The 26,011-nt window shown below is 73.0% G+C and carries 22 protein-coding genes, 2 tRNA genes and 1 other RNA gene; 15 read left to right on the forward strand and 10 right to left on the reverse strand.

The features are described from left to right. Window positions 1-20 precede the first annotated feature (20 nt). The 5 genes from ACQPYE_RS01155 (at window position 21) to ACQPYE_RS01175 (ending at window position 4,465) form a co-directional block, all read left to right on the forward strand. On the forward strand, window positions 21-1,232 hold the full coding sequence (locus ACQPYE_RS01155) for a DNA cytosine methyltransferase (protein WP_498718656.1): 1,212 nt from the start codon (window positions 21-23) through the stop codon (window positions 1,230-1,232). 393 nt (window positions 1,233-1,625) lie between these two features. Continuing rightward, the gene (locus ACQPYE_RS01160; protein ID WP_498718657.1) at window positions 1,626-2,885 is read left to right on the forward strand and encodes a thioester domain-containing protein; all 1,260 of its coding nucleotides are present in this window, start codon (window positions 1,626-1,628) and stop codon (window positions 2,883-2,885) included. Between the two features lie 148 nt (window positions 2,886-3,033). Next, the gene (locus ACQPYE_RS01165) at window positions 3,034-3,207 is read left to right on the forward strand and encodes an antitoxin (protein ID WP_498718658.1); all 174 of its coding nucleotides are present in this window, start codon (window positions 3,034-3,036) and stop codon (window positions 3,205-3,207) included. Beyond that, complete coding sequence (locus ACQPYE_RS01170) at window positions 3,204-3,830, forward strand: putative glycolipid-binding domain-containing protein (protein ID WP_498718659.1); 627 nt, start codon at window positions 3,204-3,206, stop codon at window positions 3,828-3,830. Before ACQPYE_RS01165 ends, ACQPYE_RS01170 begins: the two co-directional genes overlap by 4 nt. A gap of 80 nt (window positions 3,831-3,910) precedes the next feature. Continuing rightward, window positions 3,911-4,465 (forward strand): hypothetical protein, encoded by a 555-nt coding sequence (locus tag ACQPYE_RS01175; RefSeq protein ID WP_498718660.1) that lies wholly within the window; start codon window positions 3,911-3,913, stop codon window positions 4,463-4,465. Between the two features lie 129 nt (window positions 4,466-4,594). Here the strand turns inward: ACQPYE_RS01175 and ACQPYE_RS01180 are convergent, their stop codons facing one another. From ACQPYE_RS01180 to ACQPYE_RS01200, 5 genes are all read right to left on the reverse strand, one after another. Then, the gene (locus tag ACQPYE_RS01180) at window positions 4,595-5,779 is read right to left on the reverse strand and encodes a thiolase family protein (RefSeq protein WP_498718661.1); all 1,185 of its coding nucleotides are present in this window, start codon (window positions 5,777-5,779) and stop codon (window positions 4,595-4,597) included. A gap of 13 nt (window positions 5,780-5,792) precedes the next feature. After that, entirely contained in the window at window positions 5,793-7,598 is a 1,806-nt protein-coding gene (locus ACQPYE_RS01185) for a hypothetical protein (protein WP_498718662.1), read from the reverse strand. A gap of 66 nt (window positions 7,599-7,664) precedes the next feature. Beyond that, window positions 7,665-9,407, reverse strand: a complete 1,743-nt coding sequence (locus ACQPYE_RS01190) for a hypothetical protein (protein WP_498718663.1) — start codon at window positions 9,405-9,407, stop codon at window positions 7,665-7,667. Between the two features lie 9 nt (window positions 9,408-9,416). Next, window positions 9,417-10,367 (reverse strand): prephenate dehydrogenase, encoded by a 951-nt coding sequence (locus ACQPYE_RS01195; RefSeq protein ID WP_498718664.1) that lies wholly within the window; start codon window positions 10,365-10,367, stop codon window positions 9,417-9,419. 300 nt (window positions 10,368-10,667) lie between these two features. Next, window positions 10,668-11,903 carry a M20 metallopeptidase family protein gene (locus tag ACQPYE_RS01200; RefSeq protein WP_498718665.1) on the reverse strand — a complete coding sequence of 412 codons (1,236 nt, stop codon included), beginning with the start codon at window positions 11,901-11,903 and terminating at the stop codon, window positions 10,668-10,670. Between the two features lie 89 nt (window positions 11,904-11,992). Between ACQPYE_RS01200 and ACQPYE_RS01205 the strand changes: the two genes are divergently transcribed. The 4 genes from ACQPYE_RS01205 (at window position 11,993) to ACQPYE_RS01220 (ending at window position 16,047) form a co-directional block, all read left to right on the forward strand. Next, window positions 11,993-12,481, forward strand: a complete 489-nt coding sequence (locus ACQPYE_RS01205) for a tRNA adenosine deaminase-associated protein (protein WP_498718666.1) — start codon at window positions 11,993-11,995, stop codon at window positions 12,479-12,481. 31 nt (window positions 12,482-12,512) lie between these two features. Next, window positions 12,513-12,947 carry a nucleoside deaminase gene (locus tag ACQPYE_RS01210; RefSeq protein WP_498723097.1) on the forward strand — a complete coding sequence of 145 codons (435 nt, stop codon included), beginning with the start codon at window positions 12,513-12,515 and terminating at the stop codon, window positions 12,945-12,947. A gap of 83 nt (window positions 12,948-13,030) precedes the next feature. After that, window positions 13,031-13,115: transfer RNA gene (locus ACQPYE_RS01215), tRNA-Ser, on the forward strand. Window positions 13,116-13,596: 481 nt separating this feature from the next. After that, window positions 13,597-16,047, forward strand: coding sequence for a DUF8508 domain-containing protein (locus ACQPYE_RS01220; protein WP_498718667.1), 2,451 nt, complete (start codon window positions 13,597-13,599; stop codon window positions 16,045-16,047). 64 nt (window positions 16,048-16,111) lie between these two features. Here ACQPYE_RS01220 and ACQPYE_RS01225 read toward each other — a convergent pair whose 3' ends face one another. Beyond that, on the reverse strand, window positions 16,112-16,732 hold the full coding sequence (locus ACQPYE_RS01225; protein WP_498718668.1) for a hypothetical protein: 621 nt from the start codon (window positions 16,730-16,732) through the stop codon (window positions 16,112-16,114). Between the two features lie 122 nt (window positions 16,733-16,854). Then, window positions 16,855-16,939, reverse strand: a tRNA-Ser gene (locus ACQPYE_RS01230). Window positions 16,940-17,035: 96 nt separating this feature from the next. Between ACQPYE_RS01230 and ACQPYE_RS01235 the strand changes: the two genes are divergently transcribed. Beyond that, the gene (locus tag ACQPYE_RS01235) at window positions 17,036-17,953 is read left to right on the forward strand and encodes an iron-siderophore ABC transporter substrate-binding protein (RefSeq protein WP_498718669.1); all 918 of its coding nucleotides are present in this window, start codon (window positions 17,036-17,038) and stop codon (window positions 17,951-17,953) included. Here ACQPYE_RS01235 and ACQPYE_RS01240 read toward each other — a convergent pair. After that, on the reverse strand, window positions 17,950-18,225 hold the full coding sequence (locus ACQPYE_RS01240; RefSeq protein WP_498718671.1) for a hypothetical protein: 276 nt from the start codon (window positions 18,223-18,225) through the stop codon (window positions 17,950-17,952). The genes ACQPYE_RS01235 and ACQPYE_RS01240 overlap by 4 nt on opposite strands. 23 nt (window positions 18,226-18,248) lie before the next feature. Next, window positions 18,249-18,545: a hypothetical protein gene (locus tag ACQPYE_RS01245; RefSeq protein ID WP_498718672.1), complete on the reverse strand. Its 297-nt coding sequence runs from the start codon at window positions 18,543-18,545 to the stop codon at window positions 18,249-18,251. 98 nt (window positions 18,546-18,643) lie between these two features. On the opposite strand from ACQPYE_RS01245, the gene ffs reads away from it, so the two are divergent. The 5 genes from ffs (at window position 18,644) to ACQPYE_RS01270 (ending at window position 22,562) form a co-directional block, all read left to right on the forward strand. Beyond that, window positions 18,644-18,740: signal recognition particle sRNA small type (gene ffs, locus ACQPYE_RS01250), an RNA gene on the forward strand. 30 nt (window positions 18,741-18,770) lie between these two features. After that, a complete protein-coding gene (locus ACQPYE_RS01255; RefSeq protein WP_498718673.1) occupies window positions 18,771-21,086 on the forward strand; it encodes a DNA polymerase III subunit gamma and tau in 2,316 nt (771 codons plus the stop codon). 53 nt (window positions 21,087-21,139) lie between these two features. Then, complete coding sequence (locus ACQPYE_RS01260; protein ID WP_233818784.1) at window positions 21,140-21,487, forward strand: YbaB/EbfC family nucleoid-associated protein; 348 nt, start codon at window positions 21,140-21,142, stop codon at window positions 21,485-21,487. After that, entirely contained in the window at window positions 21,487-22,080 is a 594-nt protein-coding gene (gene recR / locus ACQPYE_RS01265; RefSeq protein ID WP_498718674.1) for a recombination mediator RecR, read from the forward strand. The genes ACQPYE_RS01260 and recR overlap by 1 nt, the downstream gene beginning before the upstream one ends. Before the next feature lie 11 nt (window positions 22,081-22,091). Then, a complete protein-coding gene (locus ACQPYE_RS01270; RefSeq protein ID WP_498718675.1) occupies window positions 22,092-22,562 on the forward strand; it encodes a uridine kinase family protein in 471 nt (156 codons plus the stop codon). Window positions 22,563-22,678: 116 nt separating this feature from the next. Here ACQPYE_RS01270 and ACQPYE_RS01275 read toward each other — a convergent pair whose 3' ends face one another. Continuing rightward, window positions 22,679-25,939, reverse strand: a complete 3,261-nt coding sequence (locus ACQPYE_RS01275) for an AfsR/SARP family transcriptional regulator (RefSeq protein WP_498718676.1) — start codon at window positions 25,937-25,939, stop codon at window positions 22,679-22,681. Window positions 25,940-26,011 lie beyond the last annotated feature (72 nt).

Raw genomic sequence — 26,011 nt, forward strand, 5'->3', positions numbered from 1 at the left:
GCCCACCGTACGATCACGCCGTGCGCGGACCCACCTTCAAAGTCGTCGACCTGTTCTCCGGCGCCGGTGGCATGAGCCTCGGCTTCCAAGCGCACCGCGACTTCACCATCGTCGGCGCGGCCGACGCGCAGATCGGCAAGCCGTCGTCCCGATTGGGCTCGTTGCGCTGCAACGGGATCTACCGGGACAACATCGGCGTCGACCCGTTGCAGGTGGACCTCGGCCGGCTCGACCCGGCCGTGCTGCGGCAGGTGTGGAACCTGCGGCGCGGCGAGCTGGACGTGCTGGTGGCGTGCCCGCCGTGCTCGGGCTTCACCCGGATCGCGCCGGCCAACCACCTGCGTGACGACCCGCGCAACTCGCTGGTCGGCCGGGTCGCGGCGTACGTGGCCGAGTTCCGACCGCGGGTGCTGCTGCTGGAGAACGCGCGCGAGCTGGTGAAGGGCAGGCAGCGGCACCACCTGGACGGGTTGGCCGAGCTGCTGCTGGGGCTCGGGTACGAAGTGGACGCGAGCACGCACATGCTGTCGCGCTTCGGGCTGCCGCAGCTGCGCGAGCGGGCGATGGTGGTGGCGGTGGACTCCGGCGTGCCGCTGCGCACCCTCGAGGACCTGTGGCAGGGCTGGGAGCTCCGGCCCGGCGCGGTGACCGTGCGGCGGGCGATCGGCAAGTTGCCGCCGGTGGAGGCGGGCGAGTCGCACCCCGAGGACGGGATGCACGTGTCGCCGTCGTTCCGCCGCGACCGGTCGCTGGACCGGATGCGGGCCATCCCGGCCGACGGAGGGTCGTGGGGCGACCTGGTCGGCTCGCCCTCGGAGCAGCTGCTGAACCCGGCCCAGCGCAAGATCATCGAAGAGGGCAAGTGGGGTTCGCACCCGGACGTGTACGGCCGGCTGTGGTGGGACGAGCCGGCGCGCACGATCAAGCGGGAGTGCGGGCACGTCGGCAACGGTCGGTACGCGCACCCCGAGCAGCACAGGTTGTGCACGGTGCGGGAGATGGCGCTGCTCCAGGGCTTCCCGCGCCGGTTCCGGTTCGACGTGTCGGTGATCGGCAACGCCTACCGGCACGTGGGCGACGCCGTGCCGCCGTTGATCTCCTACCAGCTGGCGTCGCTGGTGAAGTGGATGCTGACCGGCCAGCCGCCGACCGCGCGCGACCTGTGCCTGCCGGGCACGTCGTTGCGGGTCGGCGACATCCGCCCGGTCACGCCGTCCGCTTTGGTCGCCTAGATCACCGTTCGGCAACGGTGTGGCGTCGAAACGGACCGACCGGTATTACGTGCAATCCACTGTGGACCGGCTGAGCTGCGGGAACGCCGTCACTTCGGTGATCCGCGCCCGTTTCGCGGCCCGTCGAAACAGGTGTCCCGCGGTCCATTCTCGACGGGCCGTCGACTCTGCTTGATCATCCGTTGTGGACGGATGACCTCGGTCTTCGCTGCTGGCAGGCGGTTCTACCGACGGTGTCCCCCGTCCTCGATCGAGTGGGGGGCGATCGGCTAGTGTTCGGCTGATTCCTGTCGTCTCGGTGTCGGAGCGCTCTGCCAAGTAGCTCCCCGGACGGCACGGACCGCCGCCTTGAACCACACCAACGGGCTACCCTCGCGAGCCTCAAGGAGACAAATGGCATCCCGGTCGACTGTGAAGCGCTTCGGCGCTGCGATCCTCGGCGCCGGCCTCGTGCTGATGTCGGCCCTCCCCGCGGCCGCCGACAAGCCGAAGGTCGAGCCCTACGACGGCGCGAACGAGCCCGGCATGGGCATCTACCTGGAGCGCGACGGCAAGGTCCTGGACAACGACGAGGACAAGGACGGCATCCAGGCGTTCAACGCCAGCCTGATCGGCCTCCGCCTCCAGCAGGGCGACGACTCGCAGACCGCCAAGGCGTACTGCGTCGAGCTGCCCACCCCGTTGCAGGACGGCCAGCCGCTGGTCGAGGTGCCGTGGGGCGAGCACCCCAACCCGGACACCAAGTTCAAGGAGAACGCCGCCAAGGTCAACTGGGTGCTGCAGAACAGCTACCCGGCCCTGGAGGTGGAGGACGCCTACAAGCTGTACGGCCTCGACCCGCAGAACAAGCGCAGCATCCTGATCGCCGCGACCCAGGCGGCCGTGTGGCACTTCAGCGACGGCATCGACCTGCGTGAGGACGACTCCACCACGGAGGAGGAGGACGTCCACGGCGGCACGGTGGACGGTCTCGTCCACGACGTCTACGAGTACCTCACCACCAAGGCCGAGGACCTGGCCGAGCCCAAGCCGACCCTGTCCGTCGAGCCGGGCGAGCTGACCGGCAAGGCGGGCGAGAAGATCGGCCCGTTCACCGTCGCCACCACGGCCGCCGAGGCGGTCCTGACCGCCGAGCTGCCCGCGGGCGTCACCATCGTCGACGCGGACGGCAAGCCGCTGCCCGTGGCCGACCCGAACGCCCGCGCCGCCGCGGCGGCCACGCCGAACGTCGCCGAGGTGTGGGTGAAGGTCGACGCGGGCGTCGAGCCCGGCGAGGTCGAGTTCACCGTCACGGCCGGCGCCAAGCTGCGCAGCGGCCGGCTGTTCGTGTCGAGCGACCGCAACCTGAAGACGCAGTCGCTGATCATCGCCAAGTCCGAGGTCTTCCCGGTCAAGGCCACGGCGAAGGCGAAGTGGCTCGAGGGCGCCGTCGTGACCACGACGACCGAGGCCACCACGACCACCGCGCCGACGACGACCACCACCACGACCGAGGCTCCGGTCACCAGCACCACGGTGCCGGCGGGCGGCGGCGGTGACGACGACCTGGCCAACACCGGCGCGTCGATCTTCGTGCCGCTGCTGATCGGCATCGGCCTGCTGGGCGCGGGCGCCGGGGCGCTGCTGTTCCTGCGTCGCAAGCGCACCGCCTGATCCCCAGATCGCTCGCGACGGCCCCCCGGGACTCTCCCGGGGGGCCGTCGCGGTGCGCGGGGGCGGTCGGCCGAGCCCGGAGGTACGTTTGCCGCTGGGGACGCGCGGTCGATTCGGGTAGCCTGCGTCAGGAGTGCGAAGGAGCACGATGAACTTCGACGAGATCAAGAACAAGGCGTCCGAGCTGCTCGAGCAGAACCACGAGAAGGTCGATGCGGGCATCGACCAGGCCGCCGAGTTCGTCGCAGGCAGGTTCGGCCACGAAGAGCAGGTCAAATCGGTGGCCGAGAAGGCCAAGGACATCCTTCCGGGTGGAGAGTGAACTCGTTCAACACGGCTGAGCGGGCAACCCCGTCGGGGGAGAGCACCCGTTCCGCGGCCGCGCAGATGGTGACCTGGCAGGGCTACGACGTGCCCAGGCTGGAGCAGGTGCGCTTCCTGCTCTCGGAGCGCAAGCTCCGCGCCTCGGGCCGGTTGGTGACCGCCGGCCCGGCCGAGCAGTTCAGCGGGTCGTTCGAGGTGTCGGTCGGCGAGACCGGCGCGGTGAAGCGACTGCTGCTGCGGACCGCCACGGTGTCGGAGGAGCGGCAGATCTCGGTCAGCCGGTCGCCGGAGGGCCTCTGGCTGGTCGACTCCGGCCAGGGCGCGGAGCGGGCGGACTTCGACGGCGCGGTGGACGTGGACGTGCAGTTCGCGGTCCTGTTCAACGCCATCCCGATCCGCCGCCTCAACCTCCAGCAGGAGGAGGGCGAGCACGAGATCCCGGTCGTCTACGTGACCCTGCCCGACCTGTCGGTCCAACTGGTCCGCCAGCGCTACCGCACGGTCTCGATCAGCGACGACCGCGCGGTCGTCTCCTTCACCCACGGCGAGTTCGAACAGGACATCACCGTGGACCGGACGGGCCTGGTCGTCGACTACCCCCGCATCGCCTACCGGATCTGACCCCCGGCCCGCCCGGGGCCTGATCATCAGATCGGGCGAGCAATCGTTTGCCCCTCTTGCGAGCACGCAACGATCGTTGGGTGAGCGCACATGTCTTCGTCGACGAGTCCCGTCGATCCAGTTACCTGCTCGTGGCCGTGTTCATCGAAACGCGCCAGTTGCTCGCGGTCCGAACCCTGATGCGGCGGCTCCGCGTCGCCGGTGAGCGCAGGCTCCACTTCAAGAGCGAGAGCGACACGATCCGCAAGGACGTCGTCGGGCGGTTGGTCGACGCCGGTTTCCGCAGCCGCGTCTACCTGGGCCGAGGTCCGTCGGAGGTCGTGCGGCAGAGGTGCCTGGCGCGGTTGGTGACCGATCTGCTCGACGAGAGGGTCAAGCGGTTGGTGCTCGACGCGCGTGGTCCGGCGGAGGACGGCGTCGACCGTCGCGTCATCTTCCAGGCGCTGTGCGACCGCGGTGCGCCGGTCGACTCGTTCTCCTACGAGCACCTGAACTCGCACAGCGATCCGGCGCTGTGGGTGCCAGACGCGATCGCGTGGTGCCACGGTGCCGGAGGCGAGTGGCGCAGGCGCGCGGCGCCGCTGGTGGAAGCAGTGATCGACCTCGGTGTCGTCAACCGACGACAATCGTGGTGACAGCGCGAAGCCCTGGCTCCCGCCGTCCGACGGGCCTACCAGGGCTCACTTCCTCGGCCTAGCGGCCTCGGCTGTGGCCAAGCCTAGCAACCCGCCGCCCGGTCCCGCTGTCGCTCGATCAGGCGATCTTCACACCCGGACGGCGATCGCCATGCCCTGGCCCACGCCCACACAAGCCGCCGCCACGCCCAGGCCGCCCCCACGCGCGCGCAGGTGCCGGCACAGGTCCACGACCACGCGCGGGAACGAGGCGCCCAGCGGGTGGCCGTACGCGATCGCGCCGCCGTGCACGTTCACCTTCTCCCGGTCGACCTCGGGCAGGTGGTGGAGCACCGACAGGGCCATCGCCGCGAACGCCTCGTTGATCTCCCACAGGTCGACCTGCGCCGACTCGATCGTCAACCGACCCAGCAGCTTCCGGATCGCCGACACCGGGGCCAGGGTGAACCGCTGCGGGTCCTCCGCGGTCACGGCCGACCCGAGGAACTCACCCAGCGGCGTGACCCCCAACGAGGACGCCACCTCCTCCGACCCCATCAGCACCGCCGCCGCGCCGTCGTTCAACGGCGACGAGTTGCCCGCCGTCACCGGCCCGCTCTCCGAGAACGCCGACTTCAGCTTCCCCAACCTGTCCGCCGACGTCTCCGGCCGCACGGACTCGTCCCGCCGCACCGGCGCGCCGTCCGGCAGCTGCACCGGGAACGCGAACCCGTCGTGCACCCCCGCGTCCCAGGCCGCCGACGCGCGCCGGTGCGACCGCAGCGCGAACAGGTCCATCTGCTCCCGCGTGATGCCCAACGACACCGCGACGTCCTCCGCCGCACGCCCCAGCGGCACGGTCCACTCGGCCTTCATCCGCGGGTTCACCAGCCGCCACCCGAGCGCCGTCGACACCGGCTCCAACCGGTCGGCGAACGGCTTGTCCGGCCGCGGCACGACGAACGGCGCCCGCGTCATCCCCTCCACCCCGCCGGCGACGAGCAGCGAGGCGTCACCGAGCGCCAACGCCCGCGCCGCCTGCACGATCGCCTCACCGCCCGACGCGCACAGCCGGTTGATCGTCACCCCCGGCACCGAGGTCGGCAGCCCGGCCAGCAACGCCGCCATCCGCCCGACATCGCGGTTCTCCTCGCCCGCGCCGTTGGTGTTGCCGAGCAGCACGTCGTCGATCGACGCGGGGTCGAGCGACGGGTGCCGGCGCAGCAGCTCCACGATGGGCAGCGCGGCCAGGTCGTCCACGCGCACACCGGACAGCCCACCGCGGTAGCGGCCGAACGGGGTGCGTGCGGCGTCGAGGATGAGGGGGCGCGACATGCGCCCCATCCTCTCACCGGCCGACGAAGAACGGGATGTAAGCCGAGGTGGGACGGGTCTCAGCGGACGTGCCGAACAGCCGGACCTCGATCATGTGCGGCCCCGGCGACAAGCCGCTCGTGGTCAGCGCGAACCGGTACTTCCCGGCGACACCGGGCCCACCGGACGCGGTCGGCACCACGGCCACCCGGTCGTCGTCCACCCGCACGGAGAACCCGGCCAGCCCCGCCAACCGCACCCCCGTCCGCCCTTCGAGCGCCAGGTCGAACACCATCCGCCCGGGCTGCACCGCCGCGCCCTCCGGCACGGTCTGGCCGCTCGCGTCGAGCACCCTGCCGTCGACCCGCGCCAGTTCCGGCTCCTGCCCGATCAACGGCGCCTTCGCGGTGGTCGGCGGCGGGGCCGGGGACGACCCGCTCAACTCCAGGTCCACGTGCGTGGCCTGCACCCGCAGCCCGGTCACCAGCGTGACCGCGAGCCTGCCCGACGACCCGACCCGCAACGCCTCCGCCGGCAGGTCCGCCACCACCGGGTAGGCCACACCGGCCCGCCACGGCGCACCGGTCGACGCGGCCCGCAGGGGCACCACTACCCCGCCCACCGACACGCTGAACGACGGCGCTCCCGGCGACTCGTCGCTGTGCAGCAACGCCATCCGCAACTGCCCGCCCGTCACCCCGGGCAGCGCCCGCGCCGCCCCCACCTCGGCCGCCTCGACCGCCACCGACACCTCGACCTCGGGCCCCGGCACCCACGCGGGCGTGGCGGCCCGCGCCGCGTCGAACGCGATCAGGCTGACCGCCGCGCGCTGCCCGGTCGGCCCGGCCACCGACACCAGCGCCGTCGCCTCGCGCCACGAGGGCACCGCCGGGCTGGTCGCGACCACGTCACCGTCGAACAGCACCCGCACGCCGTCACGCCGCAGCGCCAGCTCCCACCGGTGGCTCAGCCCGGTCTCCAACGCGGGCACCGCGCGCACCGCCGTGGTCGGCGTCCCGGCGGCCACGACGACCTGCACGGACGTCGCGCCCGCGCTCGTCGCCACCCGCAGCCGCACCGCGTCCGGCGGCGGCGCGTCACCGCTGACCAGCGACACCGGCCCCGGCACGAGGTCGAGCGCCAGCTCGCCGTCACCGCCGGGCGCGTCGGTCTCCACCACGAACCGGCCGAGCTCGTCGGCGTCCCGCAGCACGAACGGCGTGCGCGACCGCAACGTCGCCGGAGCCGCCGCGCAGTTGCTGCTGAGCACGAGCCGCCGCCCGTCGTCGTCCTGACCGGGCGTGGCCCGCGCGCAGTTGCCGCGCGACGCCAACCGCCACCGGGTCGGGTCGGGCGCGTCCGGCTGGTCGAACCGGTCCTCCAGGGCGTAGTCGCCCGACGGTCCGGCGTGCGGCGTCCCGGTGGACCTCGCGGGGGAGGAGCGCTGCCCGAACGAGTCCACGGCGTACACCGCGACCTCCTGCATCCGCTCGTCCTCGAGCCCGTCGATCTGCATCACGCGGTCGGTGACCAACCGGGAGTGGTCGAGCCGGCCGGGCTCGCCCCACCGGACCTCGTAGCCGGGCGCGTCACCGGTCCACCGCAGCTGCAATCGACGCGGTCCGGACGACACGCGCACCTCGCGCGGCGACTCCGGCGGCGGACCGGCCGTCGGCGCCAGCACGCCCTCGGCGGTGTACGGGGCCAGCGACGTGGGAGGCGGCGTGGAGGTGGTCGTCGCGGCGACGGGTTCGCCGACACCGGTGGTCCGCAACACGGTGATCACGCCGGCGAACAGCACCACACCGGCGGCGACGAGGGCGATCCGGCGACGTTCCATTGAGCCAAGCTAGGTGGCGTGGTGACCGCGGTCACCACGTCGTTGCGCACCCGAGACCAACGAGGGCTAGAGCGGCCGGATCTCGAACGACCGCACGTCGTGCCGTTCGTCCACCGGGAGCACCCGCACGGCCAACTCGTGCCGGCCGCCGGCCAACCCGGCGAGGTCGACCAGGAACTCGTGCCGCCCGCCGGCCGAGCCGTTCGTCGGCAGGACCGCGATCCGCTCGCCGTCGAGGTCGACCTCCACTCCCTTGACGGCGGCGACCTCGTGCGCCCGCGCGTCGGCGAACTCGACCGCCAACCGCACCTTGCCCTCGTTCGGGAACCCGGTGGCCTCGCCCGCGGCCTCGTGGACGACGGAAACCGCTGGTGAGGGCACCAGAGGGGCCGATGGCGGACGGGTGACGAGCCGGGGCGGCGGGTGGCGCGCGTCCGGGCCGTCGGCGATGACGAGGTGCGCGCCGTAGACGTTGAGGCCGCCGTCGGAGCTCACCCTGACCCCGGGGTTCGAGTCCGGTGACGGCAGCGGGAAGTCGGCGTGGACGACGGCCGGGCGGGACGGGTCGAGGCCGCGGTCCGGTGGCATGAACACCGCCGGCGCGGACCGCGTGCCCAGCTCGACGGTGATCGGCGCGGCGCGTTCGGCCACCACGGACGCGACCACGCGCACCGAGGACGCCCCCGCCAGCCGCGAGTTCGCCACGTTGCCCAGCGACACCCCGCCGTCGTCCACGCCGCTCACCCCGAGCGGCGCCACGGATCCCGGCGCCGGCGTGCCGGGTGCGCCGCCCAGCCCGAACGTGTCCAGGTGGGTGCCCCGGGCCTGCCGGAACGCCAGGCGGGCGCGGGCGGACGTCCACGGCAGCTCCACCGGCGCGGACGCCACCTCGACGCCGTCCCGCAGCGCCACCACCGAGCCGGGCAGCACGCGCAGTTCCCAGCGGTGGCGCACGCCCGTCGTGGGCGGCGGGTAGGTGCCGGACGTCTCGCCGAGCGGGGCGCCGCCCAGGACGAACCGCGCGCCGAACGGCGTGATGCGCAGGACCAGGGCGCCCGGCGGGAACGGTTCCTCCAGGTGACCGAGGTCCTGCACCGGCTCGGGCAGCAGGGCGATCAGCACCGCGCTCTCCTCCGTCCGGTCGCCGACCGGGCCGTCGGTGGTGAGCGAGACCCTGGCGACCGCGCCGTCCGGCGCCGGCACGCCGAACCGCAGCGGCACGTTGGACTGGAGGTCGACGCGGTCGCAGTCGATCTCCAGCCGTTCACCGCCGAACGGGCGCAGGCAGAGGCAGTCGGTGTCGCCGCGGTCGAAGACCCGCCACCGGCGCGGGTTGAGCGCTTCCGGGCCGTCGAACAGGTCGAGGGGCGCGCCCAGGCCGTCGAGCCACGTGTCGTCGTAGGCGAGCCTCGGCACGGCCTTCGCGGTGGCGGGGGCGGACCGGCCGCCCAGCGCGTCCAGCGCGCGCACCTCGACGGTGACGTCGGCATCGGCGTCGAGGCCGGTCAGCTCGGTCTCGGTGCCGCGGACCAGCCGGGCGCCGCCGTTCCAGCGCACCTCGAAACCGCCGTGGCCGATGCCGTCGGTGGCCGTCCAGGACGCGCGCAGGCTCGTGCGGTCCAACGCGGTCAGCTCCAGGTCGGTGGGCGTGGCCACGCGTTGGGTGTCGGGGACGTACTCGACCCTCTCGTCCAGGAACCGTTCGAACGCCTGTGGGGGAGGGGGAGCGGACTCGTTGCGCAGCACCACCACCGCGCCGCCGAGGAGTGCGAGACCCCCTAGGACGGCGATGAGCCTGCGACGCTCCACCGGTGCACCTTATGGGGTGCGTGCGAGCGCGGTCGTGCCGTTCAGCGCGACGACGCGGCCACCGCGTGACCCGAGGTCGCGCAGGTCGCGCAGGGCGTCGGGGGAGGTCAGGTCGATGGTCAGGTCGGTGTGCGCGGCCTGGGTCTGCAGCCGCACGCGTGCGGCGTGACCGGCGTCGATGGTCTTGGCCAGGCCGCCGGTGGAGGCGAGCGAGCCGCGGGCCGCGCCGAGCCGGCCCAACGCGTCGTCCACGGCGTCGAGCAGCGCGCCGCGGTTGCCCTCGCACATCGCGCGGACCAGCTCGGGTCGGCTGCCCGCGACGCGCGTCCCGTCGCCGAACGAGCCGGCGGCCAGGGACAGCGCGAGCGCTCCGCCGTCCGCGCCGACGCTGGCCAGCACGGCGGCGAGCAGGTGCGGGAGGTGGGAGATGCGGGCCACCGCGGCGTCGTGCGCCAGGGCGGTGGTGGGCACGACGTGCGCTTTCGCCGCGAAGGCCAGCTCCATGACGTCGGTGAGGACGTCCGGGTCGACGTCGTCCTCGGCGGTGACGACCCAGGCGGCGTCGTGGAAGAGGTCGGCGCGGCCGGCGGACCAGCCGGAGGAGGAGGTGCCCGCCATGGGGTGCCCGCCGACGTACCGGGCGTGCGGGGCGACCCGGCGGACCAGGTCGGCGACCGGGCCCTTGACGCTGACCACGTCGGTGAGCCGGACGCCCCCGGGCAGGGCGCGGAGCACTTCTTCCACAGCCGGCAGCGGAACCGCCACGACGACGAGCGCGTCGTGCACCCGGGCGCGTTCGAGCGCTCCGGCGAGGTCGAGCACGTCGTGGCCGTCCTGCCGAGCCGCCTCCGCGTCGGCTGTCGACGCGGTCGCGCCCCAGGTCACGCGCCCCGCGGCAGCCGCCGCGCGCAACACCGAACCACCGATCAACCCGAGCCCGACCACGCAGACGCTTCGCACGGCGCTCATCCTGCCGGCGCGGGCCGGTGCCCCCTACTTGTCCACAGGACAGGAGTTGTCCACAGATCGCGAATCGCCCCTCGCCCCACCCCTCGCCCGACGGCAAAGTCGAGGCCGTGAACCCCACAGCCCCGACCCCACCTCACCCCCGACTCCGGCCTACCGCAGGAATCCCCGCCGCACGCTCCACCCCTGGCCACCGTGCCGCCTGCCGCCGCACGTTCCGCCGCTGCGCGACCTGCCGCAGGAAAGCCCGCCGTGCCCCCAACCTCAGGAAGGCTCGCCCTTTCCCCCTACGTCCTATCGCAGGGCATCCAGCGCGAACGCGGTGTAGACCACCACTCCGTGCTCCATGGCGGCTTCGTCGAAGAGCACCCGGTTCGAGTGGTTCGGCTCCGCCCGGTCCAGTTCGATCCCGCGAGGGCAGGCGCCCAGGAAGGCCATCGCGCCCGGCACCCGTTGCAGCACGTACGAGAAGTCCTCGGCGCCCATCAGCGGGTCCTCCATGTGGGTCGCCCACCGTGAGCCGAGGGCCGCCGCCGTGATGTCGACGACGTGCGGGCCGACCGCGTCGTCGTTCACCGTGACCGGGTAGCCGGGGACGACCTCGACCTCGGCCGTGCAGCCGTGCGCGGCGGCCACGTGCGTGACGACCTGCTGGAGCTCGCGGTGCACCAAGACCCTGGTGTCCTCCGAGAGCGTCCGGATGGTGCCCTCGACCAGGGCGGTCTCCGGGATGATGTTGGTCGTCGTGCCCGCGGCGATGCGGCCGATGGTGACCACGGCCGGCTGGTGCACGCTCACCCGCCTGGCGACCATCGTCTGCAGCGCGCCGACCATGGCGGCGGCGGGCGGCACGGGGTCGATCGCGTCGTGCGGCATGCCGCCGTGCCCGCCGCGGCCCTTGACGGTGATGTGGAAGGTGTCCGCCGAGGCCATCGTCGGGCCGGGGCGGCAGACGACGACGCCCGACTGGAGCGTGGAGGTGATGTGCAGGGCGAACGCCTTCTCCACCGGTGTGCCCGCGGCGTCGAGCACGCCCTCGTCGAGCATGTGCCGCGCGCCGTGCAGGCCCTCCTCGCCGGGCTGGAACATGAACACGACCTGACCGGCCAGCGCGTCGCGGCGTGAGGAGAGCAGGCGCGCGGCGGAGGTCAGCATGGCGACGTGCGTGTCGTGGCCGCAGGCGTGCATGGAGCCGTCGATCTCGGAGGCGTACGCCAGGCCCGTGTCCTCCTGCAGCGGCAGCGCGTCCATGTCGCCGCGCAGCAGGACGGTCGGCCCCGGCTTGCCGCCGCGCAGCACCGCGGTGACCGAGCTGCTGGACTCACCGGTGGTCACCTCGAGCGGCAGGCCGGACAGCGAGTGCTGGATCGCGGCCTGGGTCGCGGGCAGGTCCAACCCCTGCTCCGGGTGCCGGTGCACCTGCCGTCGCAGCGCCACTGTCCTGGGCTGGAGGGCTCGGGCGGCCTCCACCAGCCCGGTGAACCGGGGCTCGGAGGCGGTCGTCCTGGCGTTCGGCAGAGTTGTGCTCATCCCACGATAGTGGCATCGCTCGGCCCCCCGTGCCCGCGGCCGAGGCCCCCGTGATACCGGGTGCCGAGGTGTGGCCCTACGGTGTGCACATGGCACACCAGGAGCCGGTCAACGGCTTCGCTGTCGCGGTCGTTCGTGAAGACGGCCGATGGCGGTGCAGCAAGATGGACAGCTCGGCGTTGTCCGAGCTCGACGCGGCGATCACGGAACTGCGCCAACTGCGTTCGACGGGTGCCGTGTTCGGGCTGCTGGCGGTGGACGACGAGTTCTTCATCGTCCTTCGGCCGGTGCCCGGCGGGGTGTCCCTCCTGCTGTCCGACGCGGCGGCGGCGCTCGACTACGACATCGCCGCCGACGTCCTCGACCTGCTCCGCGTCGACCCGCCGGACGAGGAGGACGACGAGCTCTGGCCCGAGGGCGACCTCGCCGTGCTCGCCGACATCGGCATGCCGGAGCACGAGATGCAGGTGATCGTGGACGAGGTCGACCTGTACCCGGACGAGCAGTTGCAGATAGTCGCGCAGCGCTGCGGGTTCGGCGACGAGTTCACCAAGCTGCTGGACAGCCTCCAGGTGTGACCGCGTGATCAGCCAGGCGTCCGACGAGGCGATGGTCGAAGCCGCCCTGGAGGTCGCCGCCGAGGCGCCCCGGACGGGCGACATCCCCATCGGCGCGGTCGTCTACGGCCCGGACGGCGCCGAGCTGGCGCGCGCCTGCAACGCCCGCGAAGCCCTGGGCGACCCGACCGCGCACGCCGAGGTCCTGGCCCTCCGCGCCGCCGCCGCGGCCTACGGCGACGGCTGGCGCCTGACCGGCTGCACCCTGGCGGTGACCGTCGAACCGTGCACCATGTGCGCCGGCGCGCTGGTCCTGGCCAGGGTCGACCGAGTCGTCTTCGGCTGCTGGGAACCCCGAACCGGCGCCGCGGGCTCCCTGTGGGACGTGGTCCGCGACCGCCGCCTCAACCACCGCCCCGAGGTGGTCGGCGGCGTGCTGGCCGAGCGCTGCGCCGCCCTGATGGAGTCGTTCTTCGCGGACCTCTGACCCCGCCACCCGTCCTGACCAGCGCAGATGCAATCGACCACCCCCTGTTGGTCGACGCCCTCCGGTCTTGTATTGTTCTCGGCGGTGGCGTGTCCGAGCGGCCGAAGGAGCACGCCTCGAAAGCGTGTGAGGTGAAAGCCTCCGTGGGTTCAAATCCCACCGCCACCGCTGCTCAGAGCCCCGGTTGCCGATCACGGCAACCGGGGCTCTGACGTTCGGTGGCATTCCCGGTGGCAATCGCCCTGCCGGCCGGCCGGTGCAGACGCTCCGGTGGCGTCCCATCGGCGCCGGCCATCACCCCGTCGGCGCTGTCGACATCGAAGTCCGCGACCGGCGCGTGGAGAACTCCTGCCGGCACTTGGGTCGAGAACGGTTCAAGGCTCCGGTCGGTCGCTCCGACCAGGGCGGTTGGCGCTCAACGCGCACGGGCGCCGAGCCGGGCCTCGTCAGGTCCGGGTCGGCGCCCCTGTTGTGCATGTCGTGTCCGCGCCGGCGCTGGGAGGGCCACCGGGAGGGCACGGCCATGACCCTACCCTACGTTCGAACACACGTTCGATAGTGGGTAATGGTCAACCGTTAGTGACGGTGTCTTCCGTCGTTCACTCGATCCGGGGAGGATGCGCGCACCCGCCAACTACCGGAGGACCCGTTGAGACCTACCCCGCTGCGCGTCGGGCTGGCGGTCACCGCCGCCTCGGCCGTGACGTTCGCCCTCGCCACGCCGATCCACGCGGCCCCGAGCCAGGACGCCCTGATCGCCGAGGTCTACGGCGGTGGTGGCAACTCCGGTGCCACGCTGACCCAGGACTTCGTCGAACTGGCCAACGCGGGCGCCGCGCCGGTCGCCGTCGACGGCTGGAGCGTGCAGTACCTCCCGGCGAGCGCCAGCGCGTCCAGCCAGTGGCAGGTCACCCCGCTGACCGGCTCGATCGCCGCGGGCGGGCGGTTCCTCGTCGGACAGGCCAAGGGCGCCGGCGGCACGGTGGAGCTGCCCGCGCCGGACGTCACCGGCACGATCGCCATGGGCGGCTCCGGCGGCACGATCGCCCTGGTCGCCGCGACCTCCGCGTTGACCTGCAAGACCGCCGCCGACTGCGCCGCCGACGCACGCGTGCGCGACCTGGTCGGCTACGGCACGTCGACCGTCGTCCGCGAGACCACGCCGACCGCCAACCCCGGCAACGCCACCTCGGCCGCCCGCACCGCGCTGACCGACACCGACGACAACGCCGCCGACTTCGCCATCGGCGCGCCGACCCCGGTCAACACCAAGGGCCAGGGCCCCGGCGACCCCGATCCCGACCCGGAGCCCGAACCCGGCGACAAGCGCGTCCGCGACGTCCAGGGCACGACCCGCGTCTCGCCGCTGCTCGGCCAGAAGGTCACCGGAGTGCCCGGGGTCGTCACCGCGACCCGCGCCGTCGGCGACCGCGGCTTCTGGCTCCAGGACACCGCGCCGGACGCCGACCCGCGCACCAGCGAGGGCGTGTTCGTCTACACCGCGGCCCTCGCCCCGACCGTCGAGCCCGGCGACGAGGTGCTGGTCTCCGGCACCGTCGCCGAGTACCGGCCGGGCGGTGACGCGGCGAGCAACTCCAACCAGACGCTCACCGAGATCACCGGCGCCACGGTCACCGTGAAGTCCAAGGGCAACGCCCTGCCGACGCCGGAGGTCCTGACCCCGCCGGCGGGCTACCTGCCCACCGCGAACGGCGGCACCATCGAGTCCCTCCCGCTCGACCCGGCGACCTACGGCCAGGACTACTACGAGTCCCGCGAGGGCATGTACGTCCAGGTCGACGACGCCCGCGTGGTCGGACCCACGAACAGCTTCGGCGAGACGTGGATCACCACCAACCCGACCCAGCACCCGACCGCGCGCGGCGGCACGATCTACCTCGGCTACGACCAGCCCAACAGCGGCCGGATCAAGGTCAAGCCGGGCGCGGCCACGCCGCAGGTCAGCAACGTCGGCGACGTGTGGCGCGGCGCGACGGTCGGCAACGTCGAGTACACCAACTTCGGCGGCTACACCCTGGCCGCGAAGACGGTGGGCGAGCACGTGTCCGGCGGCATCGAGCCCGAGGTCACGGACGCGCAGCGCTCCTACGAGCTGTCGGTCGCCACGTACAACGTGGAGAACCTGGCCGCCACCAACGACCAGGCCAAGTTCGACCGCCTCGCCGCCGCCGTGGTGGGCAACCTGAAGAACCCGGACGTCGTGGTGCTGGAGGAGATCCAGGACAACAACGGCGCGACCGACGACGGCACGGTGGCGGCGGACGCGACGTTCGCCAAGTTCACCGACGCCATCGCGGCCGCGGGCGGCCCGCGCTACCAGTGGCGCCAGATCGACCCGGTCAACAAGGCCGACGGCGGCGAGCCGGGCGGCAACATCCGGGTGGCGTTCCTGTTCAACCCGGCCCGGGTGTCCTTCGTGGACCGCGCGGGCGGCGACGCCACCACGCCGGTGTCCGTCGTGAAGCAGCACGGCCGCGCCGTGCTGTCGGTGTCGCCGGGCCGCGTCGCGCCCGCCGACCCGGCGTGGAACAGCAGCCGCAAGCCGCTGGCCGGCGAGTTCAAGTTCCGGGGCCGCACGGTGTTCGTGGTCGCGAACCACTTCAACTCCAAGGGCGGCGACCAGGCCATGCACGGTCGCTACCAGGAGCCGGTGCGCAGCTCCGAGGTGCAGCGCGCTCAGCAGGCCGCGCTGCTGCGCGGTTTCGTGGACCAGGTCAAGGCCGTCGACAAGGGCGCCAACGTGGTGCTCGCGGGCGACATCAACGACTACCAGTTCTCCCCGGCGGTCGGCACGCTGACCGGCAAGGGCGACGTGGTGGCCCTGATGGACACCCTGCCCGCCGCCGAGCGGTACAGCTACGTGTTCGAGGGCAACTCCCAGACCCTCGACCACATCCTGATCAGCGCGAACATCACCCGGTACCGCTACGACGTCGTGCACGTCAACGCGGAGTTCGCCGACCAGGCCAGCGACCACGACCCGCAGGTCGTGAAGCTGCGCCCGAGCACCGGCAACGCCCACGTCGACCAGCTGGTCTACCTGCTGGAGGACATCGTGGAGTACCTGCCCAAGCACTGAGCCCGGCAGCGGGAAGGCCCCTCGGACGCGACGTCCGAGGGGCCTTTTCGCGATCAGCCCCGGGCTAGGGCCTGGTCGTGGGCACGACGGTGGTGGTGATCGGGGTGGACGGTCGAGTGGTGACCGTGCTCGTCGGGGTGGACGGCCTGGTGGTGCTGGTCGGGCCGGCGGTGGTCGTGGGAACCGGCCGCGTGGTGGTGGTCTGGCCGGGCGTGGTCGTGGGGACGGGCCGCGTGGTGGTGGGCGCGGGCGTGGTGGTGGGGCTCGGCTCGGTGGTGGTCGGCCTCGGGGTGGTGGTGGGCGGCTGGGGCGCGTCGGCGCAGTAGGCGTCCTTCGGCAGGTTCGCGTACTCGTCGCCGGCGAAGTAGATGGCGCTGGACCACTGCGTGCCGCCGTCCTGCCGGCCGATGTTCAGCCACACGTCGTTCGTGTAACCGAAGTCCGTGACCGACTCGCCGTGCACCCAGCAGTACACCCCGACCGTCCAGCCGGCCAGGACCGGGCTGCCCGGCGCCTGCGTGCACGACGTCGACGGGCAGTGCCGGACGTTGACGTCGTGCCACGCCGTGGCGGAGTACCGCGGCGGTGCGCTCGCCCCGACCTGGGCCGAAGCCGTGGCGACACCGCCGGCGAGCAGGCCCGCTCCGGCGACGGCCGCGGCGACGGCGGTCGTGAAGATCCTCATGCGTGTCCTCCCAGTGATCACGGTCGATCACTGGTTAAACGCGGTTGGTGACCTCCGGCGTTGCACCGGGCCGGAAAATGAGCAGAGCCCCGGTTGCCTGACGGCGCCGGGGCTCTGATCTGCGGAGGATACGGGATTTGAACCCGTGAGGGGGTTAACCCAACACGATTTCCAGTCGTGCGCACTAGGCCACTATGCGAATCCTCCGTGGAGGAGTCTAACGGAGGGTCCGTGCGTCCCCCAAAACGGGTGGTCGGTGGGTCGGACGCATCGGTCGCCAATGGGTTCGGTTAGGCTTGCCTAATGAAGCGTGGTTTGGTGATCGTCCTGTCCGCCCTGCTCCTGGCCGCCTGCGGGGGAGGCGGCGGTGACGCCGCGCCGACCTCGTCCGGGGTCACGGTCGACACCCGGTTCGGGCCCGTGACGATCGAGGAACCGCCGACGCGGGTCGTGGCGCTGGGCTGGTCGGACGCCGAGACCGCCCTCGCGCTCGGCGTGCAGCCGGTCGGGGCGAGCGACTGGCTGGCGTTCGGCGGCAAGGGCGTCGGGCCGTGGGCGGAGGGGCTCTACCAGCAGGCGCCGACGCTGCTGGGCACCACGGAGATCGACTACGAGGCCGTCGCCGCGCTCCAGCCCGACCTCATCCTCAACACCAGGTCGGACAACGACGAGAAGAAGCACGAGACGCTGTCCAAGATCGCGCCCACGATCGGCGCGCCGAAGGACGTCATCCCGTACGGCACGTCGTGGCGGCAGCAGGTCGAGCTGGTCGCGAAGGCCCTGGGCAAGGTGGCCGAGGGCGAGAGGATCGTCGCCGACCTGGACGCGAAGTTCGCCGCCAACGAGAAGTTCGCCGGCAAGACCGCCGTGGTCGGCGCGTACTTCGACGGCAAGTTCGGCGCCTACGTCTCCGGCGACCCGCGCGCGGACTTCCTGAAGGCCCTCGGCTTCACCCTGCGCGCGGACGTCGAGGACCTCGCCTCGGGCACGTTCTACGTCGACATCTCCACCGAGCGGCTGGACCTGCTGACCGCCGACCTGAGCGTGCTGTTCCCCATCGGCGGTGACGCGACCGCGCTCAAGGCCAACCCGCTGGTGCCGGAGAAGGCGTTGATCCTGGAGGACGAGGCCCTGGTCAACGCCTTCTCCAGCGGTTCGGCGCTGGGCACGGCCTACGCGCTGGACCACGCCGTGCCGCTGTTCACGACCGCCCTCGGCTAGCAGAACCAGCCGTCGACCACCCAGCCGTGCGCGTTGATGTGCCCGTAGGCGAAGCCGTAGACGTAGTTGCCGGTCTTCGGGCCCTTCACCAGGAACGTCTGGCCGCGGTAGAGGGTGCCCATCCACGGGCCGTCGTTCGGCGCGGTGCGGACGTAGAGGTCGGTGGCGCACACGGTCTCGCGTTCGCCGACGGTGCCGTTGGCGGCCTGGGCGGGTGACGCGGTGGCGACGAGCGCGACGACGGCGGCGAGGGCCGCCGTCGCTTTCACCACGAGTGCTCTCACTACGAGTGCTCTCACCACGAGTCGTAACCCCCGATGCACTCGATCCGGATGTACCCCCAGTCGTCGGGGCCGAAGTCCATGCTCGCCGCCCACCCGTTGTAGACGGGGTGGGCGCCGGGCGTGTGGCCGATCTTGTTGCCGTAGGTCAACGTCCGCTTGAACTCGACCGGCCCGACCGAGTGGTCGTAGTTGCCGTAGAAGCTCGCGGTCTGGCAGATGACGACGGCGTGCCGCGGTGGCACGGGGTCGGCCGCCGCGGCGGTGGCTCCGAGCACCAAGGCGGTGCACGCGAGGACGAGAGCCCTCATCTGGTTCCTCCTTCACCGGGTAGTGCCGCTAACCGGTGAAATTCTCCCGTGCCCGGAGTGGGTGCGGACAGGGCCGGGAGGGCGACCGGCTACACTGGTCTCGGACCTCGTGCGGCACATATCTCGCGAACTTCCCCAGGGCCGGAAGGCAGCAAGGATAAGCGGGCTCTGGTGGGTGCACGGGGTCCCCTTTCTTTGTCGGACCCTCCCGGTAAGGTCCCCGACGTGGCGCTCGCCCTCTACCGCAAGTACCGTCCGGCGACCTTCGGCGAGGTCGTCGGTCAGGAGCACGTCACCGAACCGCTGCGCACCGCCCTGGCGGCCGGTCGGGTCAACCACGCGTACCTGTTCTCCGGGCCGCGCGGGTGCGGCAAGACGTCCAGCGCCCGCATCATGGCGCGCTCGCTGAACTGCGTGCAGGGCCCGACACCCGACCCGTGCGGTGAGTGCAACTCGTGCGTGGGCCTGGCGCCCAACGGTCCGGGCAGCGTGGACGTGGTCGAGCTGGACGCGGCCAGCCACGGTGGCGTGGACGACGCGCGCGAGCTGCGGGACAAGGCGTTCTACGCGCCGGCCGAGTCGCGGTACCGGGTGTTCATCATCGACGAGGCGCACATGGTCACCACGCAGGGCTTCAACGCCCTGCTGAAGATCGTGGAGGAACCGCCCGAGCACCTGATCTTCATCTTCGCCACCACCGAGCCGGACAAGGTGCTGCCCACCATCCGCTCGCGCACGCACCACTACCCGTTCCGGCTGATCCCGCCGAGCTCGATGCGGGCGCTGCTGGAGCGCAACTGCGCGGCCGAGGGCGTGACCGTCGACCAGGCGGTGTTCCCGCTGGTGATCCGCGCGGGCGGTGGGTCGGCGCGGGACACGCAGTCGGTGATGGACCAGCTGCTGTCCGGCGCGGGCCCCGAAGGGGTGCGCTACGACCGGGCGATCTCGTTGCTCGGCGTGACCGACGTGGCGTTGATCGACGACGTGGTGGACGGCCTGGCGAACGGCGACGGCTCGGCCGTGTTCGGCACCGTCGACCGACTGGTCGAGGCCGGGCACGACCCGCGCCGGTTCGCGTCCGACCTGCTCGACCGGCTGCGTGACCTGGTGCTGCTGCACGCCGTGCCGGACGCGGCGGCGCGCGGCCTGGTGTCCGCGCCGGACGACGAGCTGGCCAAGATGGTCGCGCAACGCGACGCGACCCGGCCCGCGACGATCACCCGCTGGGCGGAGATCCTGCACCAGGGGCTGACCGAGATGCGCGGCTCGACCGCGCCCCGCCTGCTGCTCGAACTCGTGACGGCGCGGATGCTCCTGCCGTCGGTCGGCGACCTGGAGTCCGGCCTGCTGCAACGCGTCGAACAGCTGGAACGCCACGGCCCACCGGCGGGCGGCGCACCGGCAGGTCCCGCGGAGACCCGCTTCCAGCGCCCGTCGCAGCGTGCCGCCGAACCCGCCACCCCGCCGCAGCCGGCCACCCCGCCGCCACCCGCCGCTGTCCCGCAGGCCGCTGTCCCCCAGGCCGCGGCGGCGCAGGCAGGTGTCCCGCAGGCGGCGGCGCCGCAGACCGCTGTCCCGCAGGCCGCTGTCCCCCAGGCCGCGGTGCCGGTCGCGTCCGCCGTGGCGGCCCCGCAAGCCGCCGCGCCACCCGGCCCGCCCGCCGACACCGCGCCGCCCGCCGGTATTGCGCCGCCCGCCGCTCCCGCGCCGAGCGCCGTCCCGCCCGGGCTGCCGACGCCGCCGGTGCTGAAGTCGGCCGCGATGAGGTCCGCCGGCGCGCCGGCGCGGCCCGAGCAGTCCTCCGGCGATGCCGCCCGGGTCACCGACATTCCGGCTCCGCCGCAGGTCGAGGTGCCGGACCCGGTCGAGCCCGCGGCGCCGCCCGTCGCGTCACTCCCGGACGAACCGGCAGCCGCGCCACGCCCGGCGGAACCGGCGGCCGTGCCGGCGCCGTCCTCCGGCGGTGTCGACGCGGTCGAGGTGCGGCGGCGCTGGTCGGAGCTGCTGGGCGTGGTCCGCGGCACGAGCCGGAGCACCGAGGCGATGCTCACCAACGCCACCGTCGCCGACGTCGACGGCACCACGGTCACCCTCACCCACACCTCCGCCCCGCTCGCCCGCAGGCTCGCCGAGCCGCGCAACGCCGACGCCATCGCCGCCGCGTTCGCGCAGGTCCTCGGTGGCACGTGGCAGGTGAGGTGCGTGCACGGCGACGCGGCCGCGGCGCCGGCCCGCCAGGCGGCGCAGAAACCGCAGCGCCCCGCGGTGACCAGGCCGAGCCAGGCCCAGCAGCCCGGTCAGACCAGGCAGCCCGAACCGTCCCGCCCGGCGCCGTCCGGCCGGGCCCCGGCCGATGACGTGCCGCCGCCCCCCGAGCCGCCGGAGCCCGATGAGCCCCTCCCGCCGGAGCCGGTGGACGAAGAGGAGATGCTGGCCGAGGCCGCCCTGCCCGGCGACGCGGACGACCAGCGGCTCGACCCGGAGGCCGTGGTGCTCAAGCTCCTCGCCGACCAGCTTGGCGCTCGGCCGTTGAAGGGCTGATCGTCGCGACTACGCTGGTGAACGGCGGCAGACCCCGAAGAGAGGAACCCGCGGTGCAACCCGGTGGGCCCAACATGCAGCAAATCCTCCAGCAGGCGCAGAAGATGCAGCAGCAGCTCGCGGAAGCCCAGCAGGAGCTGGCCGAGGCCGAGGTCACCGGCACCGCCGGCGGCGGTCTGGTCACCGCCGTCGTGTCCGGCGGTGGTGAGCTCAAGAGCCTGAACATCGACCCGAAGGCGGTCGACCCGGACGACGTCGAGACGCTGTCCGACCTGGTCGTCGCCGCCGTGCGCGACGCCAACCGCGCCGCGCAGGAACTGGCGGCCCAGAAGATGGGCCCGCTCGCCAGCGGCATGGGCGGCATGGACGACCTCGGCGGTCTCGGGAAGCTGTTCGGCTGATGTACGAAGGGCCTGTCCAGGACTTGATCGACGAGCTCGGCAGGCTGCCGGGCGTCGGTCCGAAGAGCGCGCAGCGCATCGCCTTCCACCTGCTCGCCGCGGACCCGGCCGACATCGGCCGGCTCCAGGACGCGTTGCAGAAGGTCAAGGACGGCGTGGTGTTCTGCGACGTGTGCGGCAACGTCTCGGCCGAGACGACCTGCCGCATCTGTCGCGACCCGCGCCGTGACCTGACCCTGATCTGCGTGGTGGAGGAGCCGAAGGACGTGCTGGCGGTCGAGCGGACCCGCGAGTTCAAGGGCCGCTACCACGTCCTGGGCGGCGCGCTCGACCCGTTGTCGGGCGTCGGGCCGGACCAGTTGCGGATCAGGCAGCTCCTCACCCGGATCGGCACGGACGTGTCGGAGATCATCATCGCCACGGACCCGAACACGGAGGGCGAGGCGACCGCGACGTACCTGGTGCGGATGCTGCGGGACTTCCCGGGCCTCAGCGTCACCAGGCTCGCGTCCGGCCTGCCGATGGGCGGCGACCTGGAGTTCGCCGACGAGCTGACCCTCGGCCGGGCGCTGTCCGGCCGGCGCAGCATGTGAGGCTCGTCGCGGTGGACGGGCCCTCGGGCTCGGGCAAGTCGACGTTCGCGGCGCGCCTGGCGTTGGAGCTGGGCGCGACCGTGGTGCCGACCGACCACTTCGCCACCTGGACCGACCCGGTGTCGTGGTGGCCGCGCCTGGTCGCCGAGGTCCTCGACCCGCTGCGGCACGGCCGCGAGGCCCACTACCGGCGCGTGGAGTGGCCGGGCGGCGTGCCGCGCCTCGGCGACCTGGTGCACGTGCCGGTGCCGGACGTGCTGGTCGTCGAGGGCGTGTCGGCGGCCCGGCGGTCGATCGCGCCGCACCTGGACGAGGCGATCTGGGTCGAGGTGCCGGACGCGGGGGAACGGTTGCGCCGGGCCGTCGAGCGGGACGGCGAGGCGAGTCGTGCGCACCTGCGGCGCTGGCAGGCGTTCGAACGCGGCTGGTTCGCGGTGGACGGCACGAAGGCCCGCGCCGACCGGATCGTGACGCCCGACTGAGCGACGCCCGCCCGGGTGGCGCGCTTGAGCGGCGCCCGACCGCCCGACGCCCGACCGCCCGACCAACCGACTGAGCGACGCCCGAGTGGCACCAGGTCGAACGGAGCCCGGCCGGGTCACGCGTCGAGCGACGCCCGCACCACGTCCGCGTCCGGCGACCCGACGGCGGTGAACCACTCCAGCGCCGTCCGCCAGTGCCGTGGCGCCTCGGCGTCGTGGCCGGTGGCGGCCAGGACGTCGCCGACCAGGTGGGCGGCCCGCGCGTGCACGCACCGCTGCCCCGTGGCCGCGCTCATCTCCAGGCACCGCCGCGCCAGGTCGAGCGCCTGCGCCGCGTCGCCCTGGTCGAACCTGATCCGCCCGAGCACGGCCAGCAGGTCCACCTCGGCGATCCGCAGCCGGTACCGGACGGCGCTGTCCAGCGCCTGGCTCGCCGAGTAGCGCGCCTCGTCCAGCCTGCCCGCCGCGCGGTGGGTCAGCGCCAGGCTGCGGCGTGCCGCGCAGATGCCCAAGGGGTAGCCGGTCTCCTCGGCGATCCGCAGCGCCTCCGTCGTGCGCTCGACCGCCTCCTCCAGCCTGCCCAGCCCGCACAACGCCTCACCCCAGGCGTTCTTCGCGTCGCACAACCCCTTCAGGTTGCCCAGCTCCTCCGCGATGCCGACCGCCCGCTCGGCCTCGCGCGCGGCGTCGGCCCACCGGCCACGCATCACGTGCGCCAACGCCAGGCCCTCGTGCGAGAAGTGCGCGAACCGACGCGCGCCGGCCCGTTCGTACAGCTCACCGCACCTCTCGTACAGCTCGGCGGCCCGTTGCGGCCGGCCGAGGAACAGGTGCGCCTCGGCCAGCGCGCGGTGGCTGTCGGCCTGCGTCATCCACGCGCCGAGCCGGTTGCCGACGTCCAGCGCGCCCTCGAACGACGACACGGCCCGGTCCAGCTGCCCGAGCTGCATGTAGACGCCGCCGAGGTTGAGCTGGGCGATGCCCTCCTGCTGCAGCGCCCCGATGGTCCGGGTGATCACGAGCGCCCGCTCCAGGTGTTCCGCGGCCTGCTCCAGGTCGCCCACCTCGATGTAGACCGTGCCCAGGTTGGACAGCACGGCCGCCTCGACCGCGGGCGCGGCGCCGGTGCGCTGCTGGATCGGGATGGCCCGGCGGAAGTAGTCGACGGCCACCAGGTGCTGCCCGATCGCCCAGTGCAGCGTGCCCAGCGACGACAGCATCGCCACCTCGCCGACCGCGTCCTGCGAGCCCTGCGCCACCGCGAGCCCCGCCTTCGCCGTCGCGAGCCACTCGGCGGGTAGCCCGATCGTGTAGAAGTACCGCCGCAACGCGTCGGCCAGCTGCCACACGTCGCGGTCGGGCTGGCGGTCGGCGGCGTGCACGACGAGCCCGACGAGGTTGGCCCGCTCGGCGTCCAGCCAGGCCAGGGCCTCGGCCGAGGTGGAGAACAGGCGCGGTGACACGCCCGCCACGACGTCGGTGCGCGGCAGCCGCAGCAGGGTGCTCTTGAACGCGTCCGTGGCGTTGTCCACCGACCGGATCGACCAGTCCAGCAGCCGCCGCGACGCCTGCGCGCTCTCCGCCGGGTCGTCCTCGATCCCGCGCCGCTCGGTCGCGTAGTCCCGCAGCAGGTCGTGGAACTGGTAGCGGCCGGGCGCGTGGTTGTCCACGAGGTTCGCCGTGGCCAGCCGGTCGAGCCGACGGCGCGCGTCCTGCGTGGTCAGCCCGCCCAGCGCCGCCGCCACGTCCGGCGTGATGTCGCCCGGCGCCAGCGACAGCAGCCGGAACAGCGACGCCAGCTCCGGCTTCAGCGCCGTGTACGACAGGTCGAACGCCGCGTGCACGGCCGCCCGCTCGTCACCCTCCACGGCCAGCGCCGCGAGCCGGTTGCCCGCCCGCAGCTCCTCCACGTAGGACGCGATGGTGATCTCCGGCCGGGACAGCAGGTTCGCCGCCGCGATCCGCAGCGCCAGCGGCAGGTGCGCGCACAGCTCGGCCAGCTCGTCGGCCGCGGCGGACTGCGCCGCCACCACGTCGTCGCCGAGCATCCCGGCCAGCAGCGCCCGCGTCTCGGACCGGTCGAGCACGTCGAGCCGCACGTTGGACGCGGCGTGGCTGACCGCCAGCCCGCGCAGGGTGTCGCGGCTGGTCACGAGCACCGCGCACCCCGGCGAGCCGGGCAGCAGCGGCCGGATCTGCTCGGCGTTGGCCGCGTTGTCCAGCACCAGCAGCACCTGCTGGCCGGTCAGCCGCGACCGGAACATCGCCTCCTGCTCGTCCTGGTCCAGCGGCACGGACTCGGGCGGCACGCCCTGCGCCCGCAGGAACCGCGGCAGCACGTCCACCGCGCTCAGCGGCGGCCCCTGGGCGTAACCGCGCAGGTTGACGTACAGCTGCCCGTCGGGGAAGAAGTGCCGCATCTGGTGCGCCGCGTGCACGGCCAGCGCCGTCTTGCCGACGCCGGGCGGCCCGGCCAGCGTGACCACCGGCACGCCCTGCGCGGTCCGCAGCAACGCCTCGATCAGCTGAACGGCCTGCTCACGGCCCACGAAGTCGCCGATGTCGGCGGGCAGCTGCGAGGGCACCACCCGGTCACGCCGCGCGGCGGACGCGCCCTGCCCCAGGTCGAGCGCCGGCGAACCGCCGAGCACCTGCTGGTGCACGCGCCGCAGCTCGTCGCCGGGGTCGATGCCGAGCTGCTCGGCCAGCAGCCCGCCGACCCGCCGGTAGGCGCCGAGCGCGTCGGCCTGCCGCCCGGACCGGTACAGCGCGATCATCAGCTGCGCCCACAGCCGCTCGCGCAGCGGGTGTTCGCTGGTCAGCCGGGACAGCTCGGGGATCAGCTCGGCGTGCCTGCCCAGTTCGAGGTCGACCTCGACCCGGCGCTCCTCCACGTGCAGCCGCCGTTCACCCAGGCGGGGGACCTCGTCGCGGTGCAGCACCTCCGACGGCACGTCCACCATCGCGGGACCGCGCCACAGCGCCAGCGCGGCGGTGAAGATCGCCGACGCCGACTCCAGCCTGCCCGCGGCCCGCTCGCGCTCGCCCTCCTCGACGAGCTGCTCGAACCGCATCACGTCGATGGTGCGCTCGTCGACGTCGATCAGGTAGCCGTCGGGCACGGTCCGGATGGGCACCGCCGGTCCGAGCACCTGCCGCAGCCGCATCACGTAGGTCTGCAACGTGCCGCGTGCCCGCGCGGGAGGCTCGGCGCCCCAGATGTGCTCCGCCAGCTCGTCCACCGAGACGCCGGCGCCGGCGCGCATGAGAAGAGACACAAGCAGGGACCGCTGCCGCCCCGCCCGCACCACGACCTGCTCGCCGTCGACCAGCACCTGCAACGGGCCGAGGACGCGGAACTCGACCACAGGGCTCACCAGCGACCTCCTTCCCGCGCGTGTGCGGTTCTGTTGTCCGTTGTACAGCGTAAGAGGGCGTTCACCCGATCC

Origin of the sequence: Actinosynnema sp. CA-299493 (assembly GCF_050946825.1) — a bacterium.
Taxonomy (GTDB): Bacteria; Actinomycetota; Actinomycetes; order Mycobacteriales; family Pseudonocardiaceae; genus Actinosynnema.